The organism is Pseudomonas salicis (genome assembly GCF_057128705.1).
Map to the genome: position 1 here is coordinate 145,839 of NZ_JBSKHU010000002.1, position 12,615 is coordinate 158,453.

At 60.5% G+C, this 12,615-nt stretch carries 12 protein-coding genes; 4 read left to right on the forward strand and 8 right to left on the reverse strand.

The genetic code is table 11. From position 1 onward, the window contains the following. Positions 1-25: 25 nt before the first annotated feature. The 6 genes from ACWKWE_RS06700 to ACWKWE_RS06725 all read right to left on the reverse strand — a co-directional run bounded on the left by ACWKWE_RS06700 (position 26) and on the right by ACWKWE_RS06725 (position 7,295). Positions 26-2,491: an EAL domain-containing protein gene (locus tag ACWKWE_RS06700; RefSeq protein ID WP_483850063.1), complete on the reverse strand. Its 2,466-nt coding sequence runs from the start codon at positions 2,489-2,491 to the stop codon at positions 26-28. Positions 2,492-2,765: 274 nt separating this feature from the next. Continuing rightward, positions 2,766-4,553, reverse strand: a complete 1,788-nt coding sequence (locus ACWKWE_RS06705; RefSeq protein ID WP_483850462.1) for an ABC transporter ATP-binding protein — start codon at positions 4,551-4,553, stop codon at positions 2,766-2,768. A gap of 43 nt (positions 4,554-4,596) precedes the next feature. Next, positions 4,597-5,199, reverse strand: coding sequence for a DsbA family protein (locus ACWKWE_RS06710; protein WP_166596796.1), 603 nt, complete (start codon positions 5,197-5,199; stop codon positions 4,597-4,599). Between the two features lie 37 nt (positions 5,200-5,236). After that, positions 5,237-6,208, reverse strand: coding sequence for an oxygen-dependent tRNA uridine(34) hydroxylase TrhO (gene trhO / locus ACWKWE_RS06715; RefSeq protein WP_166596664.1), 972 nt, complete (start codon positions 6,206-6,208; stop codon positions 5,237-5,239). A gap of 235 nt (positions 6,209-6,443) precedes the next feature. Beyond that, entirely contained in the window at positions 6,444-6,740 is a 297-nt protein-coding gene (locus ACWKWE_RS06720) for a BolA family protein (protein ID WP_166596663.1), read from the reverse strand. A gap of 12 nt (positions 6,741-6,752) precedes the next feature. Continuing rightward, entirely contained in the window at positions 6,753-7,295 is a 543-nt protein-coding gene (locus tag ACWKWE_RS06725) for a DUF2059 domain-containing protein (RefSeq protein ID WP_166596662.1), read from the reverse strand. Between the two features lie 263 nt (positions 7,296-7,558). Between ACWKWE_RS06725 and ACWKWE_RS06730 the strand changes: the two genes are divergently transcribed. The 3 genes from ACWKWE_RS06730 (at position 7,559) to ACWKWE_RS06740 (ending at position 10,008) form a co-directional block, all read left to right on the forward strand. Then, complete coding sequence (locus ACWKWE_RS06730; RefSeq protein ID WP_483850064.1) at positions 7,559-8,953, forward strand: class II fumarate hydratase; 1,395 nt, start codon at positions 7,559-7,561, stop codon at positions 8,951-8,953. Then, a complete protein-coding gene (locus tag ACWKWE_RS06735) occupies positions 8,946-9,560 on the forward strand; it encodes an NAD(P)H-dependent oxidoreductase (protein ID WP_166596660.1) in 615 nt (204 codons plus the stop codon). The genes ACWKWE_RS06730 and ACWKWE_RS06735 overlap by 8 nt, the downstream gene beginning before the upstream one ends. Before the next feature lie 226 nt (positions 9,561-9,786). Next, a complete protein-coding gene (locus ACWKWE_RS06740) occupies positions 9,787-10,008 on the forward strand; it encodes a DUF6316 family protein (protein ID WP_166596659.1) in 222 nt (73 codons plus the stop codon). A 3-nt stretch (positions 10,009-10,011) separates the two neighbouring features. Here the strand turns inward: ACWKWE_RS06740 and ACWKWE_RS06745 are convergent, their stop codons facing one another. Beyond that, positions 10,012-10,602 carry a tRNA-uridine aminocarboxypropyltransferase gene (locus tag ACWKWE_RS06745; RefSeq protein WP_483850065.1) on the reverse strand — a complete coding sequence of 197 codons (591 nt, stop codon included), beginning with the start codon at positions 10,600-10,602 and terminating at the stop codon, positions 10,012-10,014. 12 nt (positions 10,603-10,614) lie between these two features. After that, the gene (locus tag ACWKWE_RS06750) at positions 10,615-11,508 is read right to left on the reverse strand and encodes a LysR family transcriptional regulator (RefSeq protein WP_166596657.1); all 894 of its coding nucleotides are present in this window, start codon (positions 11,506-11,508) and stop codon (positions 10,615-10,617) included. A gap of 154 nt (positions 11,509-11,662) precedes the next feature. Between ACWKWE_RS06750 and speB the strand changes: the two genes are divergently transcribed. After that, complete coding sequence (speB, locus tag ACWKWE_RS06755; RefSeq protein WP_401145010.1) at positions 11,663-12,613, forward strand: agmatinase; 951 nt, start codon at positions 11,663-11,665, stop codon at positions 12,611-12,613. The last annotated feature ends 2 nt before the right edge of the window (positions 12,614-12,615 follow it).

Below are 12,615 nucleotides of genomic sequence, written 5' to 3' on the forward strand. Positions count from 1 at the left end.
TTATGTTTGTGTTGCATCGGGTTATTCAGCGAAATGTCCCGGGTGCGCTGAATAACATTGGGGTCTGCCTCGCGGGCCGTGCGTGCAGACATTCACAGGTGAATAATTGCGGTCGCTCGATAACGTACCCCTGAGCGTAGTCCACACCGATTTCCAATAACGCCTGCTCTATCTGGGGGCTTTCGACGAACTCAGCGATCGTCTGTTTGCCCATCACGTGCCCGATATGGTTGATCACTTCCACCATCGCCCGGTTGACCGGATCGTCGAGCATGTCTTTTACGAAACTGCCATCAATCTTCAAGAAATCCACAGGCAAATGCTTCAAGTAAGCGAATGACGACATGCCTGCACAGAAGTCATCCAGAGAAAAGCGGCATCCCAGACTTTTGAGTTCGTTAATAAACCGAATAGCACTGCCCAAATTGGCGATCGCACTGGTTTCGGTGATCTCGAAACAGATAAGTTCAGGAGGAATTGCGTAGATTTGGAACTGCTGTCGCAAATATTCGAGGAAGGCATCATCGCCAATACTGGTGCCGGACAAATTGATTGCACAGACGGCCATCGGGCCCTTGCGGTGATTGTCACTCAAACACTGGGAGATGATCTTGAAAACGTTCTGCACCACCCAGCGATCCAGGGTGGTCATCATGCCGTAGCGCTCGGCAGCAGGGATGAAATTGTCGGGCAGGATCAGGCGACCCGATTCGTCACGCAACCGGAGCAGGATCTCTACGTGGCCATTGCCATGGGCCGCCTCTCGGCTTAACGGCGCAATTTCCTGCGAGTACAGGCAGAAACGGTTGTCGTCCAGTGCCATGTGCAGGCGTTGAATCCAGGCCATTTCACCAAAGCGCGTGGAAAGCTCCGAATCGTCGTCGTGATACACCTGCACCCGGTTCCGGCCTTTTTCCTTGGCCATGTAGCACGCCATGTCGGCGGAGCGCAGCGAGGCTTCCAGGGTCGTAGGCGTGTCGGAAATGTGCACCATCCCCACGCTGACGGTGGTCACGAACGGACGCCCCTTCCACACAAAGTGCAGGCTTTCCACGGTCTGACGCAGGCCTTCAGCGATTCGCTCCGCCGCGTCGGGCGCGCAATGCTCCAGCAGAATGCCGAACTCGTCACCGCCCAGCCGCGCCAACGTGTCGCCTTCGCGAATCCCCTGTTGCAGCAATGCGCAGATGTGCCTGAGCAATTCGTCGCCCGCTGCGTGGCCGCTGGTGTCGTTGACCAGCTTGAACTGATCCAGATCGAGGAACATCACGGCATGATTGCCTGGATGATGCCCGAGACCGCTTAACGCCAGCTCCAGCCGGTACTCGAATTCGCGACGGTTGGCCAGGCCGGTCAAGGCATCATGAGTGGCCTGCCACGACAGGTTGGCGATGTACTGCCGCTCCTGGGTCATGTCGTGCAAGACCAGCACGGCGCCGCTGACTTTGCCCTCCGTGCGAATCGGCGAGCCCACCAGCGCGACCGAGACCGTGCTGCCGTCCAGACGCTGGATCAATTTGGCGTTTTCGCTGCCGCCCCCCAATTTGCCGCTGAGAATGTGGTCGATGAGCGTCGCGCTCTCCTTTTGGTCGTTCTCATCGATCAGGTTGAAAAGCGCGGCCAGCGGCAGACCGGTGGCCTGCCCGGTCTTCCAGTGCGTCATTTGTTCGGCGGCGGGGTTCATGTAAGCAATGGACCCGTCGACATCGGTGGTGATAACCCCGTCGCCAATGGACTCCAGCGTAATTTGCGCGCGCTCCTTCTCGGTTTGCAAAGCAAGGGCAAACGCGTGGCGTTGTTCCAGCAATTTATGAGTGCGCAGGAGCGCGAGCAGAATCAGGAAAATCGCGGTGGTCAGGTTGACAACCACCAGAATCCGCAAGATGACCCGCGAACCCTCTCCGAGGGCATCGCTGAACGCCATCGCGGCCGGGGTGACGCCCTCGTTGATGGCGTTGATCCGGTGTCGCCACTCCATCACGTCGGCGTTGGTGGCACTGCCATCGACAATGCGCCCGTGCATTTCATGGGCGACTTCATCCAGTTGCACCAGATAACCATCGCCGATCTTCCACAGGTCGATGGCTTTTTCCAGGTAGCTGAAATGGCGGAAATTCAGGTAGAGCCAGATGATGCCCTGAGCGTCGTCGGGATGGTTACCACCCTGCAGAATCCCCGCGTTGGCGCGAGCGATGTCCGGTTCGGGTTGGTCCATCGCCACCCGCAGGTCGTGGCCGCCCTGGGGAATGGCGATGGCTTTCTGGTATTTCTGATAATTGAGTTCGTCGCGGCTGTTGGCGTAGAGGTTCAGGTAATAAATGGCGTCCTTTTGCCCTTTGGACCAGAGACTCTCTCCACCCACGTAGCTGCGCACCGCTGACATCATATAAAGGCTGACGCAACCCAAGAGCGCCTGTAACAGCACCACAGCGATAAATGGCCAAACGATGCCCAGAAGACGGGGCTTCTCGAGAATCCGCTTTTGCTTCATGGTGTCCCTTTCATCAGCACTGCCAGATACTCACTTCCCCGGCCCAGGCGCCTGCCTGAAGCTCAAGAGACTCGGCTAATTTTCCACGATGCAGCGGTCAACTCTCGCCTCTTCAAGATAGCCGCTTAAGCAGCACTCGGAGAAGCGAGAGACGTAAATATGACGCTTTTCACATTTTCATTGAACACAGCGCTCAAGCGTAGCCTAAGAATTGACGTGTTCCAGTGGCGATACGCCATTTGAGACAACATGTGAGAAAAACCGACCAGCTGTATCAGAGCTGTTGCAGGTGCCCATACAGCCGTGCATAGAGGCCGCCATCGGCAATGAGCTGCTGGTGGTCGCCGTCTTCAGCAATTCGACCACCGTCGAAGACTAATACTCGATCGGCTTGCTTAACGGCAGACAGACGGTGGGCAATGATGAGCGTCGTACGACCGCTGAGGAAGCGGTTCAGGGCTTGATGAAGGTTGTACTCGGTCGCCGCGTCCAACGCTGAGGTGGCTTCGTCGAGAATGACCACCTTGGGGTCGGCCAGCACCATGCGAGCAATGGCCAGTCGCTGCCGTTGCCCACCGGACAGCCGCACGCCGGAACGCCCGACGACGCTGTCCAGCCCGAGCGGCAAGGCGCGAATCGTGGCGTCCAGTTGCGCAATTCCCAGCGCTTGCCAACAGGCCTCGTCGGTGCGCTCGCGGCCCATTGAGAGGTTGGCGCGGACCGTATCGTTGAACAGCGCCGGGTGTTGCAGCACGATGGCGACGTTTTCACGCACCGTTTCCAGGCCAATGTCTTCGAGGCGTGCGCCGCCAAAGCGGATCGTCCCGGATTGCGGACTGTAAAGCCCCAGCAACAGCTGCACCAATGTGCTTTTGCCTCCACCACTGGCGCCGACGATGGCGACTTTTTCGCCAGGCTGGATGGACAGGTCGAGTTGGTCCAGCACGCGCTCTTCGTTGTAGCCAAAGCACACACCGTGAACATCGATACTGACGGTGTCGCGCCCCGCGAACGGGTTCACAACGCCCTCGTACTGCGGTTGGTCGGCTCGGGCGAGCAATTCGTTGATCCGGGTCAGCGCGCCGCCTGCCGCGTAAAACGCATATTGCAGGTTCAGCAGTTGCTCCACCGGCCCGATCATGAACCACAGGTAGCTGAACACCGCGAGCATGTGGCCGATCGACAGGTCGGAAAACAGCACCGTGAGCATCGCGGCGGCGCGGAAAATGTCGATGCCGAACTGAAACAACAGCCCGCTGGCACGGCTCGACGCATCACTTTTCCACTGCGAAGAAACGGCATAGTCCCGCACTTCGCGGGCACGCTCACCGAGCAAGCCGAGGAAATAGCCCTGGCGATTGCCCGCTCGGATTTCCTGAATGGCATCGAGGGTTTCGGTCAACGCCTGGGTGAAGCGCGAGGTGCTGTCGTTTTCCAGCTTCTTGAGGTGTTTGACCCGCTTGCCCAGTTTGACCGTGGCGAAAATCACCAACGGATTGAACAACAGAATCAACAAGGCCAGTTGCCAGTGCATCCACACCAGAATCGCGGCGGTACCGGTCAACGTGAGCATGGCGACGAGGAATTTGCTCAGGGTTTCGCCGACGAATTTGTCCAGCGTGTCCAGGTCGGTCACCAGATGCGCCGTCACCGTGCCGCTGCCGAGGCTTTCGTATTCGCCAAGGGAAATCCGCTTCAAACGTTCGATGAGGCGAACGCGAATGCGATAGACGATATCCTTGGCCAGCCCGGCGAACGAGCGCGCCTGAATCACGTTGAACACCAGCGCCCCGAGCCGCAGGCACAGCGTGGCGACCAGCATCAGCCCGATGTAACCCACCGGTTTGTGCAGGCTGTCCGGCAGGAAGCGCTGCATGAACAGCAACGCGGCATCGCCCTTGCTCAGCAGGACTTCGTCCACCAGCAACGGCAGCAAGAGAGGGATCGGCACCGAACACAGCACCGCCAGGACGGCCACGCCATTGGCGATCCACAAGGCTTTCTTGTGATGCAGCGCGAGTGCGCGGATCTGCGCCCAGTCGAGGCGATCGACCTGAGCCAGCGGGTTCTCGGCGGTGGGCAGTGGGCGTTCTATCTCGACGTCATCACGCACGGGTGGCGCGCTCCAGCCAACGGCTGAGCAATGGCGCCAGTGTCTCCAGAGGTTGATAGCCGTTGGTCAGCAACGCGAGCTGGCCGTCACGCTCGGCCAGCAGGGTCGGGAACCCGGCGATGCCGAGGTCTTGTACCCACGAAAAATCCGAGGCCGTCGCGGCGTGCTGTTCGGCGCTGTCGAAGGCCTCGGCGAATTCAATGCGAGGCAGCCCGGCGTTTTCAGCCAGCTCGGCCAGCACCGAGGCGCTGGTCGTGTCGCGGCCTTGCAGGTAAAACGCCTGCTGAATTTCTTTCACCAGTTTCCACGCGATGTCGGGGGCCAGGCTGCGTGCTGCGACGATGGCGCGACAGGCCGGTTCTGTGTCGTAAACGAACCCGTCCGGCAAGGCATCTTCAAATTTGAAGGTTTGGCCCGTGGTGTCCTGCACCGCGTGCCAGTGTTCGAGAATGTAACGCTTGGTGGTCGGCTCAAGGGCCGCGCCGCTGCCGGTGCGCAAACCGCCCACCACCAGATGCAACGGCACCCCGGCCGCACTCGCCTGCTCGACCAGGGCCTCGGCCACGGGGGCAAAGCCCCAGCACCAGGAGCACATCGGGTCCATTACATAAAGCAGGCGGGTGTTCATGGGATCAGGCCTCGTTCGTTTGCGTTTCGTCAGGCTGCGCGTCCAGCAGACGGTAGTTGCGGCCGATCGGGTGCGGCTGATTGCGCGCCTTCGCCAGCTCGATCTGCTTCTGCCGGTCAATGGCGCTGCGGCGGGTCTTCTCGCTCAGCGTGTCCCAGCAATGCGGGCAGCTGACACCGGGCGAGTAGTGCTCGCTGGCGCGGTCTTCGGCGCTGATCGGGGTGCGGCAGGCATGGCACTGATCGTAGTCACCTTCGGTCAGGTCATGGCGCACGGTCACGCGATTGTCGAACACGAAGCAGTCGCCGCGCCACTGACTTTCTTCCTGCGGGACTTCTTCGAGGTATTTGAGGATACCGCCCTTGAGGTGATAAACCTCTTCGAACCCCTCGCCGAGCATGTAGCTGGAGGCCTTTTCACAGCGAATGCCGCCGGTGCAGAACATCGCGACCTTCTTGTGTTTCGAAGGATCGAAGTTCGCCTTGATGTACTCCGGGAACTCGCGAAAGCTCGTGGTCTTCGGGTCGATGGCGCCTTCGAAGGTGCCGATGGACACTTCGTAGTCGTTGCGGGTGTCGATCAGCAGCACTTCAGGGTCAGCGATCAGTGCATTCCAGTCCTGCGGCTCGACATAGGTGCCCACGGCCTTGTTCGGGTCGACGCCTTCGACGCCCAAAGTCACGATCTCTTTCTTGAGCTTGACCTTGGTGCGGTAGAACGGCTGCTCGTCGCAGTACGACTCTTTGTGGTCGATGTCGATCATGCGCGGGTCGTTCTTGAGCCAGGCCAGCAGGCCGTCGATGCCTTCACGGCTGCCGGAAACGGTGCCGTTGATGCCTTCTTCGGCAATCAGCAGGGTGCCCTTGATGCCGTTGTCGACCATGGCGTTAAGCAGGGGCTCACGCAGTTCGACGTAGTCCGAGAGGGTGACGAATTTGTACAGCGCCGCGACGACGATGGGTGCGGTTTGGGTCATGTTGCGTCTCCAGGTGGTGACCCTCGCAAAGGGCCTACCGGATAAAAAATTCAGATGAACACGTGCCGACCGGGCAACGCGGCGCGGATTCTAGCAAAAATCAGAGGTCAGCAGACAGGGCGGGTGATCGGTGGGGAATTGATGCAGGTCAATAACGAGCGGCGAAGGCATGCAAGGCATCAGGATTGCCCGAACTACCGCGATGAGTGCGGTGATCATCGCTCGAAACGGGAAATCAATCATGCCCCCCGGCACAGGTCGGCGACGCAGGCGCAGCGCCGATTTTTGCCCACTCTTCCGGGGTGTAGGTGTGCAGCGCCAAGGCATGGAACTCACCCATCAGGCCACCGAGCAGGCCGTAGACCTTCTGGTGGCGCTTGACGGCGTTGAGGCCAGCGAACTGCTCGCTGACCACCACGGCCTTGTAGTGAGTGTCCGTGCCGCGACTGTGCATGTGGCTTTCATTGAGCACCTGGAGGTACTCGGGCTGAAAGACCGTCAACGCGGATTCGATTCGCTGTTGCATGCTCATGTCAGGCTTCGCTTATGGCTTCTTGGCAGGGGCTGCCGGGGCGGTACCCTTGCCGGCTGCACCGGCGGGCACCAGTTCCTTGGTCATGGACTCCAGCAGACCGGTCACCACAGGCACGGCCGGTTGCAGCTTGTCCTGGGTCATCTGGAACGATTGCTGGCTGATCTGCGGCATCTTGGCCTGGACTTTCTTGCCCAGCGGCGACTGATAGAAGGCCACCAGATCTTTCAGCTCTTGCTCGCTGAAGTTGTCGGTGTAGAGCTTGACCATGTCAGGCTGCAGCTTGTCCCAGCCAATGGCCTTGTCCAGCGCGGCGTTGGCCTGGGCCTGGTATTTTTCCAGCACGGCTTTCTTGGAATCTGGCGCTTTGGTTTCGGCGAAACGCTGGGCGAACATTTGCTGCGCTTGCATGTAGATCGGCGCACCCAACTGATCGGCGTGAGCCAGTTTGAGGAACGCAACAGCACTGGCCTCGTGGCTGGCGGTGGCAGCAAGAGCCTGGCCGCTGGCACATACCAGAGCGACCGCAGCACAGATGGCGCGAAGACGGGTCATCGAGTTTCCTTATCTAGCAGGCGAGGCTGAACCCCAAGGCCGCACATTCTGCGCCCCTTTCCGTGCTGCGCTCAACCCCCGGCGCTACGAGCGGTCGAATAGGCTCCGCACGACAATCGAAGGCAGCAAAGGTTTCACACGACCCCGCTCGCCCTTTTGTCGCACACTGACCACTCTTGTCCTTGCCGCGCAGCCGTTAGCGGGAACCGAACCGGGCTGCGGGGTACTAAACTGCGCTATTTCGATCTTAAGGAGTGAGTCCAGTGAGCCGTACCGAAACCGATAGCATAGGTCCGATCGAAGTCCCTGAAGACGCTTACTGGGGGGCGCAAACCCAACGTTCGCTGATCAATTTCGCCATTGGTCAGGAGCGCATGCCATTGCCGGTCCTGCACGCGTTGGCGCTGATCAAGAAAGCCGCTGCGCGGGTCAATGACCGCAATGGCGACTTGCCCGCCGACATCGCCCGCCTCATCGAACAGTCCGCCGACGAAGTACTGGGCGGCAAGCTGGACGACCAGTTCCCGCTGGTGGTGTGGCAGACCGGCAGCGGCACGCAAAGCAACATGAACGTCAACGAAGTGATCGCCGGGCGCGCCAACGAGCTGTCCGGCAAGGGTCGCGGCGGCAAATCGCCGGTGCACCCCAACGATCACGTCAACCGCTCGCAAAGCTCCAACGACTGTTTCCCGACGGCCATGCACATCGCCGCCGCGCAGGCCGTCAAAGAGCAGTTGCTGCCCGCGATTGCCGAGCTGTCTGCAGGCATCTCCGAGCAGTCCTCGCGCCACATGAAGCTGGTGAAAACCGGTCGCACCCACATGATGGACGCCACGCCGATCACCTTCGGCCAAGAGTTATCAGCCTATGTCGCGCAATTGGAATACGCGGAGAAAAGCATTCGCGCCGCCCTCCCCGCTGTCTGCGAATTGGCACAAGGTGGCACCGCCGTCGGCACCGGTCTGAACTCGCCTCACGGTTTTGCCGAAGCGGTTGCCGCCGAGCTGGCCGCGCTGTCAGGCCTGCCGTTCGTGACGGCACCGAACAAGTTCGCTGCACTGGCGGGGCATGAGCCACTGACGGCCCTCTCTGGCGCGCTGAAAACCCTCGCCGTGACGCTGATGAAAATCGCCAACGACCTGCGCCTGCTCGGTTCGGGCCCGCGCGCCGGTCTGGCCGAGGTCAAGCTGCCCGCCAATGAACCGGGCAGTTCGATCATGCCGGGCAAGGTCAACCCGACCCAGTGCGAAGCGCTGTCGATGCTGGCCTGTCAGGTGATGGGCAACGACACCACCATCTCGTTCGCGGCGAGTCAGGGTCACCTGCAACTGAACGTGTTCAAGCCGGTGATCATCCACAACCTGCTGCAATCGATCCGCCTGCTGGGCGATGGCTGCCGCAACTTCAACGAGCATTGCATCGCAGGCATGGAGCCGGACGCAGGCAAAATGGCCGAGCACCTGGAACGCGGCCTGATGCTGGTGACGGCGCTGAATCCGCACATCGGCTACGACAAGTCGGCGCAGATCGCCAAGAAGGCGTACAGCGAAGGTTTGACCTTGCGCGAAGCGGCCTTGCAGTTGGGGTTCCTCACCGACGCCGAGTTCGACGCGTGGGTACGTCCCGAGAAGATGCTGGAGGCCGGCAGTAATGGCTGAGCCGATCAGCGGCGCCACGCCACTGGAGGGCTATGGCAAACGCATCCTGATGGTCATCGGTTCGCCGAAGACCGCCAGCCTCTGCCACGCTCTGGGCGATGCATACGCCCAGGGCGCACGCAGCCAAGGCCACGTGGTGCGGGTGCTGAAGCTGGAAGAACTGGACTTCGATCCGACGCTGCACAACGGTTATGCATCCAGCCAGACACTGGAACACGACCTGCTGGAAGCCCAGCGCGAGATTCACTGGGCGCAGCATCTGGTGTTCGTCTACCCGGTCTGGTGGGGCGGGCTGCCGAGCCTGCTGAGCGGCTTCTTCGAGCGCGTGTTCATGCCCGGTTTCGCGTTCAAAGCCCACGGCCGTCATCACCCGTCCAACGAACTGCTCAAGGGCCGAACCGCAGAAATGCTAGTGACGCTGGACACGCCTTCGCGGTACTTCCGCTGGGTGTTCAAGGCGCCTGCCCATCGTCAGATCAAGCACGCGATTCTGGAATTCTGCGGGATCAAGACCACGCGCTTGACGGAGTTTTCGCCGGTCAGGACGGCAACGGAAGAACAACGCCAGCAGTGGATTCATCAGGCCGAGGCGTTGGGTAAGCGCTGAGGGTGTTTTTGGGGTGGGTCAATGGATTCGTCAGTTGACTGATCCGACGCTTTCGCGCCAGGTCAGCCAACGCATTCCCACCTGACCCGCCGCATTCTTTGGAGTAAAGTATCGAACGTTCAGCCAACCTTTCCGTCTCACGCTGTGGAAACGTCATTTGGCTGTCGTACCCCAGGTTTAGCCGTCCTGAATCGTTTCCGAACAGACTCCCAGACCGGAGAAGGCTATGTTGAGCAAGCGTGAGCAAGACCCCGAGACCGCCGTGCGTTTCCGCAGCGACCGCGTCTCCCGCGTCAACGGCATGTATTTCTTCAGTACCCGCGAAAATACCCTTGAAGGCCCCTTCTTCACCAAGGAAGACGCCGAGCGGGAAACCGACGCCTATATTCGGCGCATGCAGGCCGGGCAGCTGTCTTCGTCCGAGCCGCCAACGTCGTTGAATGGCTGACGGTCAGCTGTGATTGCGGCGAAAGGTGTCTTCACCCATCGCCGCGATTTGTCCTTCGATCAAAGCCTCGAACGGCCGCAACAACGCCGCAAATGAACGATCCGGTTCCAGCGTGTGCAGGGCGTGGATGATCGCTTCCAGCGTCGACAACGCATCCGGCCCCGGCGCCTTGCGCAAGCGGTAACGGGATGACGGCATGTTTTCCAGCGTGACCCTCGGCAGTGCCGCCAACAGCGGGTTCAGGTGCAGCAACTTGCGGGCCTTGCGCCATGTGCCGTCGGGCACCACCAGCAGCGTGGGCGACGAATCCGACGTCTGGGCCGTGAGCGCCACAGCCTCTTCGCCAGGAAATAACAGCCGGGCCTGATAACCCGGCACGTTCAACAGGTCCGCCAACCCTTCGAACACCTCCCCCACCACCAACTGGGCGTTACTCAGCCCCAGCGCCGCCAGCCGTGCCGTGTTCAGCGCGTGATTGACCTCACTGGGATGTTGCAAAATCAGCACGCGAGCTCGGCTGTCCAGACGGGGAATCAGGGCGCAGAGGCAATGATCTTGAGGGCGAAGACAGCGGTCGCAGCGGGCACGGGACATGTTCGGGCCCTCCTAGAGCGGGTTGAGCTGCGCTTTGAGCAGGTCGCGGAAGGTCTGGATCAACGGCTCGCGACTGCGTCCCCGACGCAGGATCATCGAGAACGGCGCCTGATAGCCGAATGTGGCAGGCAACAGCACGCGGAGGTGCTCGGAATCGACCCAGGATTGTGCGTAATGCTCGGGCAAATAGCCGATGTACGCACCGGAAAGCACCAGAATCAGCTGGGCTTCCATACTTTCCACGGTCGCAGCGCTGTGCTTGAAGCCGTGTCGCGCCAGTTCCGCCTGACTCCAATAACCACGCCCGACCATGCGCTGCTGGGTAATCACCGGCTCCGGAATGCGCCGCTCGTTGAACAGCGGATGCCGATTGCTGCAATACAGCCAGTGCTGTTCGCGGTACAGCGGCTGATACAGCAGGCCGTTCATGCGGGTGGAAAACGAGCCGATCGCCAAATCCAGCCGGTTATCCAGGACCCCCAATTGCAACTCGTAAGGGCTCATGACCGAGAGGTGCAAATGCACCGCCGGATGCTCTTCGCTGTATGCCCCGATCACTTCGGCGAACGGCAACGCCCGGTCGCTGACGGTGGAGTCCAGCACACCCAGGTTCAGCGTCCCGCGCAGTTCGCCCTTGAGTGCGGCTGCGTAGAGTTCAAAGCCTTCCAGCTCCCCCAGCAGGCGCAGGGTTTCCTGATGAAACAGCTCGCCCTTGCTCGTCAGGCTGAACCCGCCACGGCCGCGATGGCACAGCACGATACCCAGCGTCGACTCCAGCTGACTCATGTAAGTGCTGATCGCGGAGGTCGACAGGTTCAATTCTTGCTGCGCACTGGCGAAGCCCTGATGGCGGACCACGCAGGTGAAGATACGCAGCAGTTTCAGATCGGGTAATGCGCTGGCCATGATGCATCCAGGTATCGAAGAACGGCCAGCTTACCCGATACTTCAGAAATCTCTGAACTAAGTATTTTGCCTCAGCGATTGTTCACCAGGCCCTCGGTTCGCAGAATCCGCCCATTGCTAACCACTATTAATCACTCACCGATGAGGCAATCCCGTGGACAAGATTTTCCACCAACCACTGGGCGGCAACGAAATGCCGCGCTTCGCCGGCATCGCCACCATGATGCGTCTGCCCCACCTGCAAACGGCCGCTGGCCTCGATGCCGCCTTCATTGGCGTGCCGCTGGACATCGGCACCTCGCTGCGGGCAGGCACCCGTTTCGGACCTCGTGAAATCCGCGCTGAATCGGTGATGATTCGCCCTTACAACATGGCCACGGGGGCAGCGCCTTTCGATTCGCTGTCGGTTGCCGACATCGGCGACGTCGCCATCAACACCTTTAACCTGCTGGATGCGGTGCGCATCATCGAAGAGGCCTACGACGGCTTCCTCGAACACGGCATTATCCCGCTGACCCTGGGCGGTGACCACACCATCACCCTGCCGATCCTGCGTGCCATTCATAAAAAGCACGGCAAGGTCGGTCTGGTGCACATCGACGCCCACGCGGACGTCAACGATCACATGTTCGGCGAGAAGATCGCCCACGGCACCACTTTCCGTCGCGCCGTGGAAGAAGGCTTGCTGGATTGTGACCGCGTGGTGCAGATCGGCCTGCGTGCGCAGGGCTACACCGCCGAAGACTTCAACTGGAGCCGCAAACAAGGATTTCGCGTGGTGCAGGCCGAAGAGTGCTGGCACAAGTCGCTGGCGCCACTGATGGCCGAAGTGCGCGAGAAAGTGGGCGGCGGTCCGGTGTACTTGAGCTTCGACATCGACGGCATCGACCCGGCCTGGGCGCCAGGCACCGGGACCCCTGAAATCGGCGGCCTGACCACCATTCAGGCCATCGAAATCATCCGCGGGTGTCAAGGGCTGGATCTGATCGGCTGCGACCTGGTGGAAGTTTCGCCACCGTACGACACCACCGGCAACACCTCGCTGCTGGGGGCCAACCTGCTGTACGAGATGTTGTGCGTGCTGCCGGGGGTTGTTCACCGGTAACG